This window comes from Nibrella saemangeumensis, from assembly GCF_039541915.1.
GTDB lineage: Bacteria > Bacteroidota > Bacteroidia > Cytophagales > Spirosomataceae > Nibrella > Nibrella saemangeumensis.
This window is the reverse complement of the sequence record NZ_BAABHD010000083.1, coordinates 133,263-152,413: the sequence shown is the minus strand read 5'-3', so window position 1 is coordinate 152,413 and position 19,151 is coordinate 133,263. Positions and strand designations below refer to the sequence as shown.

Here is a 19,151-nt window from a genome sequence, read left to right as displayed (position 1 = left end):
TATCGTCAACCATTCACACCATGGCAAAACGTTATACGTACTGCTTCTTTGTCTTCTTTTCTTTTCTATATATAGGATTGGCAGCCAACGGCTTGGCGCAGTCCATCACCACCGGAACACTCTCAGTCACCAGCGTCTGTTCAGGGACTGCAACCAGCCTTTCTGTACCATTTTCAACGTCAGGAGCCTTTGGTGTGGGCAACCAGTTCAGTGTACAGCTATCTGGCCCGACCGGCACCTTCCCGGCAACCCCCACCGTTATTGGTGGACCGGTGTCGGCTACGGGTACGACCGGGGTCATTCCGGCTACCATCCCTGCCAGCACAGCACCGGGCTCCGGCTACCGCATTCGGGTTGTTTCCAGCACTCCGGTTGTGAATGGTACCCAAGCCGCTTTAGTTGTCAACTCCGTGCCAACTGCCCCCACGCCAATGACCTCGGTAACCTATTGCCAGGGTGTAACCATTAGTGCATTGACGGCTACGCCCTCGGCCGGCGGAACCCTCAACTGGTACGGCACCAATGCTACCGACGGTACTCCTTCTTCCGTTGCTCCCATACCTTCATCGGCTACTCCCGGAACCACTACCTATTACGTCAGCCAGACCGTCGGCGGCTGCGAAAGCCCCCGTGCTTCCATCGCAGTTACCATTACTGCCGCTCCGGCAGCTCCCCTGGTTGAAGCCATTGAATTTTGCCAGAACGCACCCGTTCCTTCCCTAACAACATCTGTCTCTGCCACCAGCGGGGCTACCCTTAAATGGTACAATCAACGAACCGGCGGCAGCCAATATCCAACGACTCCCATTCTATCCAGCGCAGTAGACGGCACATCTATCTATTACGTATCGCAAACCATTAATGGCTGCGAAAGTGAACGGGCAACCTTATTCGTTACTGTAAAACCGACTCCCGCCCAGCCTGTTGTCCAATCCGTATCGTTATGCCAGAATAGTCCTGGTGAGCCTTTACGGGCTACTGCTTTGGCTGGGGGGACCTTAAACTGGTATACCACCCCGACCGGTGGGGCTCCTCTGACAGCCCCACCGAGTCCGCCAACCAGCGCTACCGGAATAAGTAATTATTATGTTAGCCAGACCATCAACGGTTGCGAAAGCCCTCGTGCTACGCTAACGGTATCGGTTGTTTCTGTGCCTCCCACGCCAACGGTGGCCGCTTCCCTGTCTTACTGCCAGAACGCGCCGGCTTCCGCCTTATCGGCTACCGCCAGTGCCGGCGGAACCCTTAACTGGTATGGCACCAACGCCACTGGCGGAACGGCCACCGTTTCCCCAACATTTCCTAATACCTCAACGTCCGGCACGTTCACCTACTATGTCAGCCAGACGGTTAATGGCTGTGAGAGTCCTCGCGCTTCAATTAGCGTTATTATTGTACCGGCTCCGGCTGCTCCGCTGGTGGTGGCTCTTCAAGTTTGCCAGAATACGCCAGTACCCGCACTTACCGCTTCGGTTACGGCTACCAGCGGGGCTACCCTCAATTGGTACTCTGCCCCAACGGGTGGGTCCCCCCTACCAGTCACTCCAGTTGTCTCCAATGCCACTCCCGGTTCGGTTGTGTACTTTGTCTCACAAACCGTCAACGGCTGTGAAAGCACCCGTAGCGCCTTGTCCATTACGATCAGACCTACACCGGGATTGCCAGGCGTTCAGGCAGTAACCCTCTGCCAGAACAGCCCCGGCCAGTCACTTACCGCAACGGCTGCTGCCGATGGCACTCTCAACTGGTACACGACTCCTACTGGTGCAACAGTCTTGCCATCGGCCCCCAATCCGCCTACCTCTACCACCGGCACTACTAATTATTACGTGAGTCAGACCGTCAACGGCTGCGAAGGCCCCCGCGCTACCTTCCCTGTTTCCGTCGTTTCGGTACCGCCAGCCCCAACGGCAGTTGCTTCTGTGTCCTACTGTCAGAGAGCAACAGCAACCCCCTTATCGGCCACGGCCAGCGCCGGCGGAATCCTCAACTGGTACGGCACCAATGCTACTGGCGGAACAGCCTCCTCTTCGTCAACAACACCTGCTACCTCAACACCCGGCAACTTTACCTATTACGTCAGCCAGACCGTTAACGTATGCGAAAGCCCCAGAGCGCCGATCCAGGTAATCATCCAGCCTACGCCTGCGGTGCCTGCAACCACTCCAATAGCGTTCTGCCAGAATACACCAGCACCCTCCCTACCAGCATCGGTAACGGCAGCCGGCGGGGGCACGCTGCTTTGGTATACGGGTATTAACGGCGGTATCGGTTCGGCAACAGCTCCGGTGCCTGCTACTGCTACTGTAACAAACACAACCTACTTCGTTTCGCAAACGCTGAACGGCTGCGAAAGCCCAAGGGCCTCTTTATCGGTTCAGGTGATTGCCACCCCCGCTCAGCCTGTTACAAACCCGGTCAGCTACTGCCAGAATGCGCCGTCCCAGCCCCTAACAGCCGCCGGAGCTTCACTTAGGTGGTATGATAATGCCGGTATACTCCTGGGACCTGGCGTAACGCCGTCGACCGGCACGGCTGGCCCGCAAACGTACCTGGTAACGCAGACGGTTAATGGTTGTGAAAGTGGGAAAGCTCCGCTGGTTGTCACCGTCAATGCCATTCCGGCGGCACCTGGCGTAACTCCGCTTACATACTGCCTCACTGTACCCGATCAGCCGAATCAGAACGTAGGTCCGCTTACGGCCAATGGTCAGAACCTGCGCTGGTACAATTCCGATGGCAACCCGTTTCAGAGTGCGCCTACGCCCCCGGTTGACAACGTCGGTACCCTCAATTTTCAGGTAACCCAAACGGTAAACAACTGCGAAAGCCCCAAAGCCACCATTACAGTTACCATTCAAACCACACCGGCCCCGACGGTGCCCAATCCGGTAGTTACCTACTGCCGTAACGATAATGCTACACCCCTAGTTGCCAATGGCACTAACCTGCGCTGGATTGACCCTTACGGAGCCGTTACCCAAAATGCCCCTACTCCGTTTACCCTGAACGCCACCCGGCCCGGCGGAGAAACCTTCTTCGTCTACCAGATCGGTGCCAATGGCTGTGCCAGCACCAGAACCAGTATAACGCTTATTGTGAACCCTACGCCGACATTGTCACTTATTGGCAGTCCAACGATCAATCTGGGGCAACCGGCCACATTGCAACTCCGGTTTACCAGTGTCCCGCCTTTTTCGTATACCTTGTCCGACGGTATCAGCGGAACAGTCAGCGATACGATCCAGAATATCACCGTAACACCCGCGCAAACTACCTTATATCAGGTTATTAGTGTACGGAACGCCTGCGGCAATGGTTTACCGGGCAACCCGGCAACGGCTACCGTTACGGTGCGTATCCCGACGATTACGACCGGAGCCTTAACGGCCACTACTCAGTGTGTCGGCACTAGCATAACCGTTCCGTTTACCACCACCGGAGAATTTAACCAGGGTAGTGTTTTTAGGGTACAGGTGGCCGATACTACTACCAAAAACTATGTTGATATATCGACCGGATCAGCGGGGAGCCCTATTACTGCCAACCTGCCGGCCAATCTGACCGGCGGACGATATTTTGTGCGGGTCATAGCCACCAACCCGACCATTCCGGTGCTGGGAAGTAACAGTCCTACGGTAATCACTGTTCAGCCATTACCCACCGCTACCCTCACCGGCACTCAGGATATATACGAGGGAAGCACAGGCCGGCTGAGTGTGGCTTTAACTGGAACAGGCCCCTGGACCTTCTCCTATTCTGACAACACCAGTACACAAACTGTGACCACCAACGCCAATCCCCACATTCTGGAAGTAAGGCCCCTGCAGAACACAACGTACCAGTTAGTATCCGTATCTAACAACTGCGGTACGGGAACGGTCTCCGGCACAGCGGCCGTTACGGTGCTTCCACTGCTAAGCGTCGAAGACGATCCGTTCTCAGCAGGCATAACCGTATTCCCGGTTCCTGCCAACGCCGAACTAACGGTCGAGTTTGCTGCCCCGTTGCAGCAGGAACCGGCTCAACTGACCTTGACAGACCTCCGCGGCTGGCCGGCGCTCCAACGAACGACCCGCACCCGGCGGACAGCGCTGGATGTTAATCAGCTACCGCCAGGAGTATACATTCTGAAAATTCAGGTTGGAGACAAACATACGTTACGCCGGGTATTGAAGCAGTAATTCATTACCCGACCAGCTAAGCACCGTAGCCAGATATAATGCCTGCTACGGTGCTTTTTGCATAACAGTGAAGACGAAGTATGACACCCGCTCTGTTTTCGGATGAGTATTTTATGGCCGAAGCCCTGCGCCAGGCTCAAAAGGCGTTTGACGCCGGCGAAATACCGGTGGGTGCTGTTATTACCTGCCGGAACCGGATCATTGCCAAAGCCTACAATCAGACCGAGCAGCTAAATGACGTTACGGCTCATGCCGAAATGCTGTCGATCACGGCCGCGACCCAATACCTCGGCGGCAAATACTTGACCGACTGCACCCTGTACGTGACGCTGGAACCCTGTGTGATGTGTGCTGGGGCGTTATTCTGGTCGCAAATCAGCCGGATTGTCATCGGTGCCCCCGACCCAAAGCGTGGATTCAGCCGGATAACGACTCCGCTTTTGCACCCCAAAACAAGACTGACAACCGGTATACTGGCGGAAGAAAGCCAGACGCTGTTAACAAACTTTTTTCATCGGTTAAGAACATAATTAAACATGTGCGTGTTACCGAACTGACAAATCCTCACTTAGTTGATTTCACAGTACAACTTAAATCTTCTCACACAATGGCATTCGTATTAGAACCGCTACCCTACCCCAGCGACGCTCTTGAGCCTAACATCGACAAGCAGACGATGGAAATCCACCATGGCAAGCACCACAACGCGTATGTGACCAACCTGAATAATGCAGTGGGTGGTACCGATCTGGAAAACAAATCAATTGAAGACCTGCTGGCCAATATCAGTCAGTACCCGGCAGCGGTACGCAATAATGGTGGTGGGCACTATAACCACTCAATGTTCTGGACTATTCTCTCGCCCAACGGTGGGGGTACACCGACCGGTTCGCTGGCCGAAGCCATAAACCAGAAGTTTGGCTCGTACGATGCCTTCAAAGAAGAATTCACTAAGGCGGCTACAACCCGCTTTGGTTCCGGCTGGGCCTGGCTTATTGTTACGTCGGAAGGCGAACTGGCCGTAGCCTCCACGCCGAACCAGGATAACCCGCTGATGGATGTAGCCGAGCAAAAGGGTTTCCCTATTATTGGTCTGGATGTTTGGGAGCACGCCTATTATTTGAAGTACCAGAACCGCCGGCCCGAGTACATTGGCGCCTTCTGGAACGTAGTTGACTGGAACGCAGCCGAACAGCGCTTCCAGCAGGCAAAAGCGTCTTAAATGGAGTGCATAATGGATAATGGCCAATGAAAATCGTGAATTTTTTGTCCCACTTTCATGCTTCATTATCCATTATTCATTATCTTTGCCCCCATAAATGGTGATCGTAGCTCAGTCGGTTAGAGCGCCTGATTGTGGTTCAGGAGGTCGTGGGTTCGAGCCCCATCTTTCACCCGATAAAAGTCCCGAAGCTTCGGGACTTTTTTATTGGCTATGGTGCTAACCTTTCGCGGTCCTTTTCAGTTTTTGCTCTGACATGACATCCACCGTTGCCTCTGCCGATCGCTATTACCCTGTGATTGCCACTGTGCTGACATTGGCCTATCTGGCAGGCATCGTTGGCTTACAACTTCCCGCCCTTGAACCGTTTTTTCGTCCGCTGATTCCTGTTAACCTGGCGGCTTCGCTGGCCTTGCTGCTGCTATACCATACCGACTGGCGTCCTTCTTTTCTGTTTTACGCAGGGTTAGCGGTACTGACCGGCTTTTTTGTGGAGGTGCTGGGTGTACATACCGGCTATATTTTCGGGCAGTATGCCTATGGTTCCGGGCTAGGTTACCACCTTTGGGCGGTGCCACCCGTAATTGGCCTCAACTGGCTAACGCTTTCGTATTGTTGCGGTACCGTTTGTGACCGGTTGCCGTTTCCAGTTTATATGAAAGCCATCGCAGCCGCTACCCTGATGGTCGGGCTGGACATTTTTATCGAGCCCGTTGCTATCCGGCTCGATTTCTGGACCTGGTTTGGCCAGCCTGTTCCGCTCCGCAACTACTTAGGCTGGTGGTTCGTCTCGCTGGCGTTGCTGGCGGTTTGGTACGGGTTACCTTTTCAAAAGAAAAATAAACTGGCCGCTTTGCTGCTGCTGCTACAGTTTGTCTTCTTTGTTGGTCATAATCTCATCTTTTTGTTGCAAAGTCGTTAAACAAACTGCTATTTTTAAGGTTTATAGGATAAATTATCTACGTTGACAATCTCGTAATTTATTTAATGGCTTGCGTGTAATCCTCTAAAGAGGTCTTGTGTGCATTTAAATGCTAATATTTTGGTTACTCTGTAACTTATATAACTGTAATGAAACACGCGTTGACACCCGTAATTTGTAAGCTCCATGAGTAATTACTCAATAAAGGATTTAGAGCAGCTTTCAGGGATTAAGGCACACACACTCCGCATCTGGGAACAACGGTATAATATAATTACCCCCAAGCGCACCGACACTAATATCCGTACCTACGATGACCGGGACCTGAAACTGGTGTTAAATATCTCCCTGCTAAAAGAGCATGGCTACAAGATTTCCGAAATCTCGAAGATGTCGGTGGAGGAGATGTACCATGAGGTTATTAAAATCTCGGATAAACAACTCAACTACCCGGATCAGATCCACGCGCTGACGATCTCTATGATCGACCTCGACGAGGAGCGATTCGATAAAATTATCAGCACCAATATCCTTCAGTTCGGCTTCGAAAACACGATGATCCACATCATCTACCCGTTCCTGAGCCGCATTGGCACACTATGGGTAACAGGGTCAATCGGTCCGGCGCAGGAGCATTTTATTACGAATCTGATCCGGCAGAAGATTATTGTGGCGATAGACGGTCAGGTGAGCAAACAGCGGCCTGATGGCAAAACATATATGCTGTTTCTGCCCGAAGGCGAGCTGCACGAAATCAGTCTGCTGTTTGCCAACTACATCATCCGGGCCCGCTATAACAAGGTCATATACCTGGGTCAGAGCCTGCCCTTTAACGAACTGGTCTTTGCTTTTAACGTACATAAGCCAGACTATCTTTTTACGGCCATTACCTCGGTTCCGTCGAACCACGAGGTTCAGCCCTATGTAGAGCAGATGGCCAGGCACTTCCCGGATTCACATCTGCTGTTTACCGGCTATCAGGTAGTTGGCCAGGATATTAATATGCCGGAAAACGGCACCATTGTCAATAACATTGAGGATCTGATCCGAATCGCTAGTTATTGATCCAAACTAATGCACACTAAAAAGGCCTCCCGGCGATGGGAGGCCTTTTTCTATTCAGCTTACTACATTTTGGGGGTATCCCTCTTTGTAGGTGCGCAGGTTATCAATAGCCATGGTCAAGAGCCGCTGCCGCGCTTCGAGGGTAGCCCAGGCAATGTGTGGGGTAATCAGGACATTTCTGGCCCCCAATAATGGATTACCTGTTTTAGGCGGCTCTACCGATAACACATCCAGCCCGGCTCCCGCCAGACGGCCCTCGTTCAGCGCTTCGGTGAGGTCCGCTTCGGTGATTAGTCCTCCCCGACTGGTATTAAGCAAAAAGGCAGAGGGCTTCATCCGGTGCAGCAACTCCCGATTTACAAAGCCTTTGTTCTCGTCGGTCATGGGGCAATGCAGCGTTACAACATCACTCTCGGCAAAGAGGGTTGGCAGATCGACATAGCGGATACCATCCCCAGAGCTAGGTTGCCGACGGTTCACAATAAGCTGCATCCCGAAAGCCCGGCCAATCTCGGCTACCTTCTGCCCGATATCGCCGTAACCCACAATGCCCAGTGTCTTACCCGCCAATTCTACCAGGGGTCGTTTCCAGTAGCAGAAATCATCGATAGCCGCCCAGTCGCCGGCTCGCACACTCTCGTTATGCAAGCCAACATGCTGCGTTAATTCGAGCAATAAGGCAAAGGTCATCTGGGCCACCGAATCAGACCCGTATCCTTTTACATTGGTAACGGTGATATCCCGCTCCCGCGCGGCTTGAACGTCGACGTTATTGTAGCCGGTAGCGGTAACTCCAATGTATTGCAGAGAAGGGAGTTGCTCCAGGGTCTGCCGGTTTAACACGAGCTTATTAACCAGCAGCACCGTAGCGTCTCTGGCCCGGTCCAGCACCTGATCCGCTGCTGTACGATCATGAATAGCAACCGTGCCCAATGATTCAAGCGGAGACCAATCCAAGTCACCCGGATTGAGGGTATAGCCGTCGAGTACAACAATATGCATACAGCAGAGCGAGTAAGGTTTACAGATTTTCGTATCCGAAACTCGCAAACTTCCCCCAGTAATCAAACTAATCCAACGGGTCGGTAGCAAACGACAACGTCCGGCGCTCGGCGTAGGTATGCGGATCACGCGCCACCACAAACCCTACATGACCACCCGAACGTGGTGTTTCGAGGTAAATGTGCGGGTGTTTTCCGGCCAGCCAGGCGGGCGAACATTCCGGTGATAAAATAGGGTCATTTTGTGCGTTCAGCACCAGCGTTGGAACAATAATCCCCGGCATATAATTGACGGCGGATGCTTGGGTGTAAAAATCATCGGCATCACGGTACCCATTGACCGGAGCCGAAAAAAAATTGTCGAAATCACGCCAAACCGTTACCTCTTTTAATTTCTGCATATCGAGGGTCCCCGGAAACAGGTCAGCTTTTTGCCGGAGTTTACGAACAAGTTTTTTCATGAACCGATACCGGTAAAGCCGGTTCGAAGGCTGATCGAGCCGACAGGCGCTGGCCAGCAGATCCGCCGGGGCTGAAATCGCTACCGCCCGACGAATTACGTCCGGTATCGCCCGGCCATGTACACCCAGGTATTTTAGTGTAATATTGCCGCCCATGCTAAACCCCACGAGTACTACCGTGTCGTAGGACCTGGTCCGCAGTGCGTGCTGGATTACTTCGCCAATGTCATCAATTTCGCCGTGATTGTAGAGCCGGAACGATTTATTCATTTCCCCGCTGCACGAGCGGCAGTTCCAGGCCAGTACATCCCAGCCATGCCCGGCAAACAACGTTGCCATACCCAGCATGTATTGCCGCCGGCTGTCGCCCTCCAGACCGTGGGTGAGTACCACCAGTTTTCGCTGGCCACACTTAATCCAGTCGAGGTCAACGAAATCACCGTCTGCCAGCACCAGTCGCTCGCGCTCATAACCAACATCCGGCACGTTGCGGAATATACTGGGAAAGATCGTTTGCAAATGTCCGTTGTATAGATATGCGGGCGCACCCGGATAAGCCGACTTTTGAACGATTGGCATTCAGGAACTCGTTTTCTTTTTCAAACACCGGATACCCTTAACCTGTTCAACACATGATATGGACGTTGCTAAATATATAACGGTTATTTTGGCTAGTGCCCTGAAGTTTATCGGAGGGCCACTAACCGGCATTGCGATGGGGTTATCGTGGATTCAGACCGCTGTATGCACGGTAGCGGGTATGATGCTGGCCGTTGTGGCTGTGGCCTTTGCAGGCGAAATGCTCCGGCAGCTTTCGCAACGTATCAGTAAAAAACCGCCAAGGCGGTTTAACCGTCGAACCCGGATGGCCGTAAAAATATGGAAACGCTCGGGAATGCTTGGTATTGCGCTTTTGACTCCGCTGATCCTAACTCCCATTGGTGGTACAGTCCTGGCCGTATCGTACCGCGTACACCGCGGACAAATCTTCCTGTATATGCTGATCAGCGCTGTCTTCTGGAGCGTTGTGTTTACCCTGGCCACGTACAACATCCCTGGCTTACAGGAGCTATTTGACTAAAGCACATCGCTGTTGCATTAGTTACCAGCCTCGGCAGGTTGCCGGGCCGCAACTACCTTTTTACGGTAATCACCTCTGGAAAAGTATTTTTCGATAAGGCAGTAAAGCAGAATAAAGAAATAACGGCTACCCATTTCCTTGATCTTCAGCTTCGACTCGCCATACTTCCGGTTCGTCCAGCTATTAGGCACTACCGCAAACGTATAGCCTCGGACCATGGCTTTTAGCGGGAGCTCGATCGTCAGGTTGAAATGGGGAGACAGAAAGGGCTTAATCCCCTCTATGGTTTCGCGTTTATAAAGTTTAAAGGCGTTCGTAGTATCGTTGTAGTTGATACCCATCAGCATACGCACAATAAAGTTTGCTACCCGGTTGATGTATTTCTTCACCGCCGGGTAATCAATGACCTTACCGCCTTTGATCCAGCGGCTCCCAAAAACGGCGTCGTAATTTCCCTCCTCCATCTTGTAGTAATACTTCACCAGATCTTCGGGATCATCCGACATGTCGGCCATAAAGACAGCAACGCAATCGCCGGTAAAGCGTTCGAGTCCATAGCGAACAGCATACCCGAAGCCGTTGGGGCCAGGGTTTGTATAATACACAAGCGTGGGAATCTCCAGCGACAGCTGCTGTAGTACGGTAAGCGTTTTATCCTTCGAGTTATCGTTGGTGACGCAGATTTCATGGTCAATACCGTACTTGGCTAACGTCTGATACAACGTTCGCAGAGTATCCGGCAACGACTCTTCTTCATTGTAAGCGGGAATGACTACGCTGAGTTTCATAGCTATGAGGCTTGGAGCAAAGATAGGTCACTTTACCGATACGGCAAGAGCCGGATTGTACTGTACAACCGCCGGATGGGAGCGGGTGTCAGATAATCCCGGATTACCTCTTTCGACTTTTCCCAGGCGGGCTGCGCCATATACAGGTATTTCACGGCGTAAAAAGCCCGTCGGAAATAACTCTTCTGATACTGCCGGGCATCGAGCATCATCCGGTAGTATCGGGCGATATTCTTCTTCAACACTTTATCATAGCGGTAGTCGAGTTCCCGGTTGATATTACTGTACATCAGAATGCGGTTCCGCAGAAAGTTTTCGTCGTAATAATTATCCGCGTAACTGGCACCTCCCCGGTTTTTCCGGTATACAGACATCACATCAGGCAGGTAACCAATCTTTCCCAGTTTGGCCATCAGGATCAGCCGGGGAATGTCGCCACTTGATGACTCCCGGAACCAGGCCGGGTACTCTTTCAGGATATGCCGGTACATGGTACTGGAGGTAGCCATAAACCAGATCTCATCCTCACCAATAAGGTCATCTACCGTATAAAATGTTTTCTGGTCCGGTGAATTCAGCAGGTGCGAAGGGGTACCGTCTTCGTAGGTAATCACCGCGTTGTGAAAAACAGTTGAGCAATCAGGATGAGCGTCCAAGAAATCGGCCTGCTTCTGCAGCTTTAGCGAATCCGTCCAGTAATCATCACCGTCCATCAGCGCATAATACTCTCCTCTGGCCTGTTTCAGCGTTTCCAGAAAATTGATGCCCCCGTTCATCCCCATATTTCGGGGATGCAACACACCTATAACCTTACCGGGATGCTGCCGTTCATAATCCTGAATAATTTCCCGGGTACCATCAGAAGAAAAGTCATCACCGACCAGAATCTCAATGGGAAAGTCGGTTTGTTGGGCAAGGGCACTGTCAATAGCCTTGCGGATGAAATTCTTCTGGTTATAGGTGATAATGAGTACGCTAACTTTGATCATGTTGGAAAGGCTGCACCGGCCATGTTACAAAGCTAACAAGGGTGAAGCAAAAACCGTTTGCCTGGTGTCGGTAAAACTGCGTTGCGGCTATAAAACGAAAGGGTGGCTTATCTGGCCACCCTTTCGTAACGAATATGATTAAACGGCAGCCGGGGCTTTGGTGGCCGTAGTGATCTGGGTTTTCCAGCCCTGCGGTTCATCCTTTTCGGCTGGTGTACCCCACGGATCATAAAAAGGCAGAATGGCTACCCAGCGACCACGGGGGTCATCCCAGCTAAACCGATCGGCAAAGCTCGACGGACTTACCCAGTGCGGCAGGTCGTACCGGAACAGAATCATGTCACCGATATCCTGAAAGCCTTCCGTCTCAATAATGGTATCATTGATCACATAACCCGTACCGCCGGAGTGATAGTCCCGGCCGTATTTGTTCAGAGCGGTAATGAGCCCTACTTTCTGGGGATTCAGCGGGTGCCAGTGACGGCCAAAGAAGCTACCGCCCATTGGATAATGGGTGATTTGCGGGTGCAGGTATGGTTGCCCCTTTTTATGGCCAAACTCTTCGCTGTTGCCCGTCAGCCCATTCCAGAATTTACGGATGGGATCAAAGATGGCCAGGATAGCACTCTTATACGGCTCCTCCAGGTTTAACAGGTTATCAAAGGTATGGTCGTGAAACAGTTGAGGAGCCTGCTGAATCTTAGCAATGTGCAGCCGGCGCTTGTGCGAATTGGACACGAAATCATCCTGTTCCTCATTCAGGGGTACCTTCTTCGACCACTCCAGCGTGGCATCAATCGCATTTTTCAGCGTCTCCTCCGGAAAAATATTCTTGACGATAACGATGTTAGGCTCGTTCACTAACCGCATCACCTCTTCGTAAGGTACTTCGGTAGTAATTTCACCGTTTTTCAGGCCACCATCAACAGCAATCAGATACTTCGACAATTCTTTCATAACACCTGATGATTTGTTGCAATATAGAATGTGTACAAATTAAAGTAAAACAAAGACTTTTGCTCTTATCGAATGAACTCAGCAGCCGGCGAACCCACTGGTTGAACGGCATACCCAAAACCGGATGCCCCAAAACCATTGCCGTTGTAAAACATCACCCACTCATCGCGGTGGCGCACAATATGGCAGTAGTCCATCATCGCCGAATCCCAGTCGTCGGCAGAACGCTCGATACCGGCCTGATCATCCTTCCGGTCCCAGGTAAGACCATCCTTAGACTCGGCATACCCAATGCGGTAACTCTGCCGGGTATCGGTCCGGTAGTTCTCAGCATTCCGGTATGAGTAGTACATCTTATACAGCGCTCCGTCCTTGTATACGGTTGGGCGGCCTATTGCGTTCGTGAATTCATCATAACCAATGCATACCTGCCCCGTCCGGTGCCAGTGAATGCCATCTTCCGACTCGGCGTACTTCACATCGTAGAACGGCTCCGGATGATTGTTGATTATCTCTATTTTCGTACAGGACAGATACCATATCCGCCAACGGTCTCCTTCGCGCATGACGCAGGGCTGCGCTACCCAGACGGGGTCATAAATTGACCGGTCGAGAAGCGGACCCACGTATTTGCGCTCAAAGGTAAGCCCCCCATCCCGACTGATAGCTAAACCAATACCCAACCGGTAATGCGTCGTCTGGCTTTTGTTCCAGCCGGTATAGTACAGCCAGATTTCATCACCCACCGGCAAAAACCACGATGGCATGGCACCGGTTTCGTCGAACATACCAACACTTCCTTTCGTCAGGCAGGGCCGATCATGCACGTAAACGACCTGCGAAAGGTCGTTTGGATCCAATTCTACAAACGAGGTCGACGAAGCACTATCCTGATCACGGGTGGCAAAATAAACCCGGAAGCGGTCGTCTAGCGGAAAGCCAAAGGGGACCTGCGCGTGGGTCAGGCTGAACGGAAGAGAACCGTCGGGCTTATAAATCAGACCTTTTTTAGTCCACATGTCTAATTAAGAAGTTGGGTGCGGGGTAACCCCGGCACCGGGTTACAAATCTGAAACGTTTTAATCTGTCAGGCCAATGACAACAATCAGCCATGCGCCTGTTTTTACTCAATAAGGTTGGCCATGGGCTTCAGGGTCTGGTCATACCGGGCCACCCGATCAACACGAACGTAGATCCGGGTATCGTTAACCAAGCCCACGTAGCGGTAATGCGTTTTGATAAACTCCCCCAGCGGAGGATACGATTCGTGGCCCTGGGTGGCCCGATCGGTCATCCATAAGTTCTGACTCCCCACGGCATCGACAAAAACCGGTGGCAGCGATTGGGTCATGTTCCGGTAATACCGGCGCTGATAAGCCTCTTTCAGCGGATTATCAAAAACACTCCGGATGGTATGATTTTCGGCAACCCCCTGGGGCATTTGCGCCTGCACATAATAATCACAGCGCCAGCCCCACACCGCCAACTTTTCGCCCGGGTCTGCGTATTTGGTAATGACTGTCGATACTGGCGTCTGCTGCAGGCGCCAGCCCTCCTGGCGGTTAGACGGGTACGGGTTCAAGGGCATTCCCTGTTGGTAAAGCTGCCAGGCGTCAACGGCAAACATCCCCAGGAAAACGGCACTGACCAGGCCCCCTATAGCTACTACCCCGCGTGTCTGCTGCAGAGAGGCCAGAATAACCGACCAGCCATAGGCCAGCCAGAGCATGAGGGGACCCATCAGAAAAAAGAGGTAATGAACATACTCCGACCCAGTCCGGGTAATGGCATACAATGTAACTGGCAACAATGTAGCTAAAAAGCCCACTACCATCCAGGGCAGCCTGCCCCGGCGGAATCCCCGCAGTAACCCTACTACCAAGGCAACCAGCCAAACACCAATTGTGAGCTTAACCAGCCAGTCAAACTCGGTACCTTTTCGGAAGAAATAGGGCAACCTCAGCAGGTTCTCAACCAGCCGGTATTCTCCGGCATATTGAACATTACCTACGATATAAAATGTAACGAAATCATCGTACACCCCGCCGAGCCAGGCCAGCAGCACCGCCAGTGCCGGAAAAGCAAGCCCTCCTGCCCCCAGCGCGCCCAACCGCCTGATTTTGTCGGATGCGGTAAGCCGCTGACGAAACAGTACATCCAATGCAACAAACAACCCCACCACGGCCGCCAGCGGAGTGCCTTGTAGCTTCCCAAATGGTACCATACCCATCAGCAAGCCAATCAGCGCGATATGGCGTACAGAGGGTACACTGTTGTTGAGGTGACGTGCATACAGGTAATACCCCCAGCTGAGCAGGGCAACCGGCACCAGTTCACTACTGTAATGGATAAAATCGCCGTTCCGGGTGAGGCCCAGCAACAACACCAGGGGGAGCAGCGCCAGCCGGGCCGCCCGGGTGCCAAACCATACCTGCGCCGTTCGGAACAGCAGCCACAGGCTTACCGCCACCAGCCCATACGCCGTCAGGTGGGCGGTGATGTAATCGAAAGGGAAACCAAGAAACGACGGTAGAATCAGAAAATAACTGTCCAGTGGCCCACCAGTTGTACCATCAACAGACCGAAAGTACACCGGGTCCTGACGAAGCGTCATGGCCTGGGTAATAATCTGACTCTCATCGGGGTTAATCTCCTGATTGTATACGATGCTGGGCAGTCGGAGCAGAAAAAGGAGGACCAGCGCAGCCGGCACAAAACAACGACCGGCCCGGCGGACCTTACCATCGCGGGAATCGGCAGAAGACTCATCACGGATAGCCAGCCACAACAATCCCCAGCACAACAGGTAGACCGGAATCCAGTATAAAACAGGAGATGTATCGAAACTAGGCATAACCTTCACATAAAAAATGCCAGCCCCGCAAGACTGACATTATCGTATCAGGTGTATCTTTTTACTTAGCCACCGCCAACCGCTGGGCCATGCTGTCGTGGATCTGCGCCAGAGTCTGTTGCAGATCATACGTCCAGTTCCAGGTCGGATAGTGGCTCTTGAATTTACTCAGATCGGAAATGTACCAGATATGGTCACCAATCCGGTTGGTTTCCGAGTAGCTGTAATTCATTTTATTACCGGTAATTTCCTCGCAAAGGACAATGGCCTCCAGCATAGAACAGTTGGCAAATCGGCCACCGCCGGCGTTGTAGACTTCGCCAGCCCGCGGATTCTGGTAGAAATGCCAGAACATGTTCACCAGATCCCAGCTGTGAATATTATCCCGCACCTGCTTGCCCTTATAGCCAAAAATGGTGTAGTGATTACCGGTAATGGCACACTTCATCAGGTACGACAGAAATCCGTGCAACTGAGCACCGGAATGGTTGGGCCCGGTCAGGCAACCGCCCCGGAACACGCCCGTTTTCATGCCAAAATACCGGCCATATTCCTGCACCAGAATATCGGCAGCCACTTTGGAAGCCCCGAACAGGGAATGCTTGGTGTGATCCAGGCTCATGTGCTCATCGATACCATTCTCAAAGTACGGATGGTTCTGATCGATTTCCCAACGGGTTTCGGTCTCAACCAGGGGCAGAAAGTTAGGATTATCGCCGTATACTTTGTTAGTAGAGGTAAAGATAAAAACGGCATCGGGACAGTGCTGGCGAGTCATCTCCAGCAGGTTCAGGGTACCATTGGCATTAACGGCAAAATCGGTAAAGGGCTCACGGGCAGCCCAGTCGTGGCTGGGTTGGGCGGCCGTGTGCACAATGGCCTTAATGTCGGTGCCGTACTCTTTGAAAATTACGTCCAGTTCCTCAACTTTCCGGATATCGGCTGTATAGTGCCGGTAATTGGCATAGGTATCGGCCAGTCGATTGCGGTTCCAGTCGGTGGAGCCGTCGGCCCCGAAGAAATATTGCCGCATATTGTTGTCGATGCCAACAATCACATCAAACTTCTCTGAGAAAAAGGCTACGGTTTCACTTCCTATCAGGCCGGCGGAGCCGGTAACCAATGCAACGTTCATATAGCGTCTATTACTTTCCGCAGAAGAATTATAAAAAAAGTTCTATTCTATATGGTATTATAGATGGGCAAAGTAACGTAAAAAAGTTCTATTCAGAAGAACCTTTCCCTAAAAAGTCAATAAATAAAAAAGCGATGAACCGGTCTGCTGACGCGGCTTATCGCTTAGGAATATGCAACTGGTAAACGTTTATGCGCCTTCACCAATGGTGCCGGTCCCGAAGAGCTTTTCGCGAATTTTCTGGGTACGGGCTTCCACTTCCGGACGGGGCGTATACTTATATTTTGACTGAACAGCCGCCGAATCCGGGTGAACACCATAGATATAGGAATCACCCCGACGAACATCTTTCTGGCGAATGGTATTATATTTCTGATAGTCACAAGATGCCAGCGACAGCAATGCTACCACAGCTGCACCTTTGCTCAGTACGCTTTTCATAGAAGATTGGTTACGAATTGATTCCGCAAATTTACAGCGTTGGCGGCTAATTCGGAACAGGAATTTTAATAATCTTGCAGCTACCCCTGCTTCAATCGCGAAATCTCCTCCCATACAAAATTCATCAGCGAACTAATATGTTCTCTGGAGAAGTCGAAAGGCACGTCGGCAACCCGGTAAATGTCACGGATTGGAGCCATATAGCCTAACGCCAATGCATTTTTATAACCCTGTAGCCCTTTTTCCGGGTTCTGGCGGTAATTGAGCCAGATACCTAGCGCCCCTAACTGGGCAATACCATACTCAATATAATAAAACGGTACTTCGTAAAGATGCAGTTGCCGCTGCCAAAGGTACTCTTTATACGGCTCCAGCCCACTCCAGTCAACTATCTGGTCGGTAAACTGGTCGTAAATACGAACCCAGTTCTCCCGTCGGTCAGCTATGGAATGAGTTGGGTTCTCGTAAATCCAGTGCTGAAACTTGTCAATGGTTGCTACCCAGGGTAAGGTTTCAATAATCGACTCCAGGTGCTGAAGCTTAGCCCGCCGGAGTTCCTCAGGGTCATTAAAGAAAACATCCCAGTGATCCATTGTTAACAACTCCATCGACATGGAAGCCAGTTCGGCTACTTCCATCGGCGGGTTCCGGAACGACTTCAGCGGTAGCTCCCGCGTCAGAAATGAGTGGACCGCATGCCCTCCCTCGTGTACCATTGTCACCAGGTCACGCAGGCTTGAGGTAGCGTTCATAAAGATAAACGGTACGCCAATTTCTTCCAGCGGATAATTGTAGCCGCCGGGTGCCTTCCCTTTGCGGGATTCCAGGTCCAGGTGGCCCATGGCCTTCATGATGCGCAGGTAAGTACCCAGTTGCGGATCGAGCCGGTCAAAGCAGCTGATGGTCTTATTAAGCAGGTCTTCGCCCGAGGCAAAAGGCTTCAGGGGTGGGCGTCCTTCCGGATCTACGCGGGTATCCCAAGGCCGCAGGGTATCGACCGCCAGTTTCTGCTTCCGCTCTTCAGCTAATTGGTCCAGCAGCGGCACCACGGCCTCCGATACCGACTGATGAAACGAAAAGCAATCGTCGGGCGTGTAGTCGAAGCGGCCAAGAGCGGCAAACATATAGTCGCGAAAATTGGCAAAACCAGCGTTGGCTGCCATCTGATGCCGCAGGTCACGCAGCCTGTTGAACAGATTATCCAGCGTTTCGTGATCCAGGTACCGGCGGTCCTGTATCTTACGCCAGGCCTCTTCCCGTGCGACCCGGTCGGTAGACTGAAGCAAATCCGACGCTTTCTGGAGCGTCATCTCTTCACCATTAATCTCAACCGTCATAGCCCCGGTTATCGCCCCGTACTTCCGCTCTTCCATCTGCATCTCCGACTGCAAGGGGATGTTTTCTTCGCGGAAGATTTCAATGGCTTTCTTCATACCCCGGACGGTAACCGCAAAGCCCTGGTCGGATAAGTCGGTCAGGTATGGGCTCTCAACGGCTTTTTTGTCCAATTCATTACCATAGGCTGTCATCTGCGGCTGTATTTCGGCAATGAAAAAGTTCAGGCGGTTCACCAGCTCTTCGTTGGCGGTATCACAGGTCATCCGAATATAGCGCCAGGCAAAGTTTTCGGACAGGTACGATTCCAGTTCGCTACGATCGGCAAACCATTGCCGGAGTTCGCTGGCATTCTGGATGGAACGGTTCAGCAGGCTATCGTAAAATGGTTTTACATCATCCCAGCTTTTAAGGTCTAACTCTTCGCCGATAAACCGACGGGCCGGGCGGGTGGGAATCTGAAGCTGACTTTCTGCGGTCATTGGTACTAAAAGTTCGAGTGTGCAAATTATGCAATAATAAGCTACCGTATAAACCTTTTGTTCGAGCCCTGCGCAAGAACAATAGGCAACTTTTTAGCAGACGCCAACTGGTTGGCTGAAAAGCCACTGCTATTGTCCTGATCGTATACTGTCTGAACGACCCAATGCCAATCCTCATAATTTTTGTTAAAAAACTTGCTACCTGCTTGCTATTACGAAAAGCTTCGTATATGT

16 protein-coding genes and 1 tRNA gene are annotated in these 19,151 nt (G+C 51.9%); 7 read left to right on the top strand and 10 right to left on the bottom strand.

Annotated elements, in window-relative coordinates; translation table 11 throughout:
- Positions 1–20: 20 nt before the first annotated feature.
- The 6 genes from ABD949_RS26840 to ABD949_RS26815 all read left to right on the top strand — a co-directional run bounded on the left by ABD949_RS26840 (position 21) and on the right by ABD949_RS26815 (position 7,393).
- Positions 21–4,184 (top strand): Ig-like domain-containing protein, encoded by a 4,164-nt coding sequence (locus ABD949_RS26840; protein WP_345248903.1) that lies wholly within the window; start codon positions 21–23, stop codon positions 4,182–4,184.
- A gap of 80 nt (positions 4,185–4,264) precedes the next feature.
- Entirely contained in the window at positions 4,265–4,714 is a 450-nt protein-coding gene (locus ABD949_RS26835; RefSeq protein ID WP_345248901.1) for a nucleoside deaminase, read from the top strand.
- Between the two features lie 77 nt (positions 4,715–4,791).
- Entirely contained in the window at positions 4,792–5,406 is a 615-nt protein-coding gene (locus tag ABD949_RS26830; RefSeq protein WP_345248899.1) for a superoxide dismutase, read from the top strand.
- A 99-nt stretch (positions 5,407–5,505) separates the two neighbouring features.
- Positions 5,506–5,581 (top strand) — tRNA-His (locus ABD949_RS26825).
- Positions 5,582–5,662: 81 nt separating this feature from the next.
- Entirely contained in the window at positions 5,663–6,328 is a 666-nt protein-coding gene (locus ABD949_RS26820) for a carotenoid biosynthesis protein (protein ID WP_345248897.1), read from the top strand.
- 186 nt (positions 6,329–6,514) lie between these two features.
- A complete protein-coding gene (locus ABD949_RS26815; RefSeq protein WP_345248895.1) occupies positions 6,515–7,393 on the top strand; it encodes a MerR family transcriptional regulator in 879 nt (292 codons plus the stop codon).
- 54 nt (positions 7,394–7,447) lie between these two features.
- On the opposite strand, the gene ABD949_RS26810 is transcribed toward ABD949_RS26815, so the two are convergent.
- Positions 7,448–8,395, bottom strand: coding sequence for a D-2-hydroxyacid dehydrogenase (locus ABD949_RS26810; protein ID WP_345248894.1), 948 nt, complete (start codon positions 8,393–8,395; stop codon positions 7,448–7,450).
- A 67-nt stretch (positions 8,396–8,462) separates the two neighbouring features.
- Positions 8,463–9,434: a YheT family hydrolase gene (locus ABD949_RS26805; protein WP_345248892.1), complete on the bottom strand. Its 972-nt coding sequence runs from the start codon at positions 9,432–9,434 to the stop codon at positions 8,463–8,465.
- Positions 9,435–9,492: 58 nt separating this feature from the next.
- On the opposite strand from ABD949_RS26805, the gene ABD949_RS26800 reads away from it, so the two are divergent.
- On the top strand, positions 9,493–9,936 hold the full coding sequence (locus tag ABD949_RS26800; RefSeq protein ID WP_345248890.1) for a hypothetical protein: 444 nt from the start codon (positions 9,493–9,495) through the stop codon (positions 9,934–9,936).
- A 17-nt stretch (positions 9,937–9,953) separates the two neighbouring features.
- Here ABD949_RS26800 and ABD949_RS26795 read toward each other — a convergent pair whose 3' ends face one another.
- The 8 genes from ABD949_RS26795 to ABD949_RS26760 all read right to left on the bottom strand — a co-directional run bounded on the left by ABD949_RS26795 (position 9,954) and on the right by ABD949_RS26760 (position 18,917).
- Complete coding sequence (locus ABD949_RS26795) at positions 9,954–10,724, bottom strand: glycosyltransferase family 2 protein (RefSeq protein WP_345248888.1); 771 nt, start codon at positions 10,722–10,724, stop codon at positions 9,954–9,956.
- A gap of 32 nt (positions 10,725–10,756) precedes the next feature.
- Positions 10,757–11,713: a glycosyltransferase family 2 protein gene (locus ABD949_RS26790; protein ID WP_345248886.1), complete on the bottom strand. Its 957-nt coding sequence runs from the start codon at positions 11,711–11,713 to the stop codon at positions 10,757–10,759.
- Positions 11,714–11,851: 138 nt separating this feature from the next.
- Positions 11,852–12,670: a hypothetical protein gene (locus ABD949_RS26785; protein WP_345248884.1), complete on the bottom strand. Its 819-nt coding sequence runs from the start codon at positions 12,668–12,670 to the stop codon at positions 11,852–11,854.
- A gap of 65 nt (positions 12,671–12,735) precedes the next feature.
- Entirely contained in the window at positions 12,736–13,689 is a 954-nt protein-coding gene (locus ABD949_RS26780; protein WP_345248882.1) for a glycoside hydrolase family protein, read from the bottom strand.
- A 104-nt stretch (positions 13,690–13,793) separates the two neighbouring features.
- Entirely contained in the window at positions 13,794–15,524 is a 1,731-nt protein-coding gene (locus ABD949_RS26775; protein WP_345248880.1) for a hypothetical protein, read from the bottom strand.
- Between the two features lie 61 nt (positions 15,525–15,585).
- Positions 15,586–16,659 (bottom strand): NAD-dependent epimerase/dehydratase family protein, encoded by a 1,074-nt coding sequence (locus tag ABD949_RS26770; RefSeq protein ID WP_345248878.1) that lies wholly within the window; start codon positions 16,657–16,659, stop codon positions 15,586–15,588.
- 189 nt (positions 16,660–16,848) lie between these two features.
- Positions 16,849–17,100: a hypothetical protein gene (locus ABD949_RS26765; RefSeq protein ID WP_345248876.1), complete on the bottom strand. Its 252-nt coding sequence runs from the start codon at positions 17,098–17,100 to the stop codon at positions 16,849–16,851.
- A gap of 80 nt (positions 17,101–17,180) precedes the next feature.
- Complete coding sequence (locus ABD949_RS26760; RefSeq protein ID WP_345248874.1) at positions 17,181–18,917, bottom strand: M3 family oligoendopeptidase; 1,737 nt, start codon at positions 18,915–18,917, stop codon at positions 17,181–17,183.
- Between the last annotated feature and the right edge of the window lie 234 nt (positions 18,918–19,151).

Coding starts and splice junctions, on each gene's coding strand:
- ABD949_RS26840 (WP_345248903.1), top strand. CDS start 21: ATGGCAAAACGTTATACGTACTGCTTCTTTGTCTTCTTTTCTTTTCTA.
- ABD949_RS26800 (WP_345248890.1), top strand. CDS start 9,493: ATGGACGTTGCTAAATATATAACGGTTATTTTGGCTAGTGCCCTGAAG.
- ABD949_RS26835 (WP_345248901.1), top strand. CDS start 4,265: ATGACACCCGCTCTGTTTTCGGATGAGTATTTTATGGCCGAAGCCCTG.
- ABD949_RS26760 (WP_345248874.1), bottom strand. CDS start 18,917: ATGACCGCAGAAAGTCAGCTTCAGATTCCCACCCGCCCGGCCCGTCGG.
- ABD949_RS26820 (WP_345248897.1), top strand. CDS start 5,663: ATGACATCCACCGTTGCCTCTGCCGATCGCTATTACCCTGTGATTGCC.
- ABD949_RS26770 (WP_345248878.1), bottom strand. CDS start 16,659: ATGAACGTTGCATTGGTTACCGGCTCCGCCGGCCTGATAGGAAGTGAA.
- ABD949_RS26795 (WP_345248888.1), bottom strand. CDS start 10,724: ATGAAACTCAGCGTAGTCATTCCCGCTTACAATGAAGAAGAGTCGTTG.
- ABD949_RS26805 (WP_345248892.1), bottom strand. CDS start 9,434: ATGCCAATCGTTCAAAAGTCGGCTTATCCGGGTGCGCCCGCATATCTA.
- ABD949_RS26775 (WP_345248880.1), bottom strand. CDS start 15,524: ATGCCTAGTTTCGATACATCTCCTGTTTTATACTGGATTCCGGTCTAC.
- ABD949_RS26830 (WP_345248899.1), top strand. CDS start 4,792: ATGGCATTCGTATTAGAACCGCTACCCTACCCCAGCGACGCTCTTGAG.
- ABD949_RS26815 (WP_345248895.1), top strand. CDS start 6,515: ATGAGTAATTACTCAATAAAGGATTTAGAGCAGCTTTCAGGGATTAAG.
- ABD949_RS26780 (WP_345248882.1), bottom strand. CDS start 13,689: ATGTGGACTAAAAAAGGTCTGATTTATAAGCCCGACGGTTCTCTTCCG.
- ABD949_RS26810 (WP_345248894.1), bottom strand. CDS start 8,395: ATGCATATTGTTGTACTCGACGGCTATACCCTCAATCCGGGTGACTTG.
- ABD949_RS26790 (WP_345248886.1), bottom strand. CDS start 11,713: ATGATCAAAGTTAGCGTACTCATTATCACCTATAACCAGAAGAATTTC.
- ABD949_RS26785 (WP_345248884.1), bottom strand. CDS start 12,670: ATGAAAGAATTGTCGAAGTATCTGATTGCTGTTGATGGTGGCCTGAAA.
- ABD949_RS26765 (WP_345248876.1), bottom strand. CDS start 17,100: ATGAAAAGCGTACTGAGCAAAGGTGCAGCTGTGGTAGCATTGCTGTCG.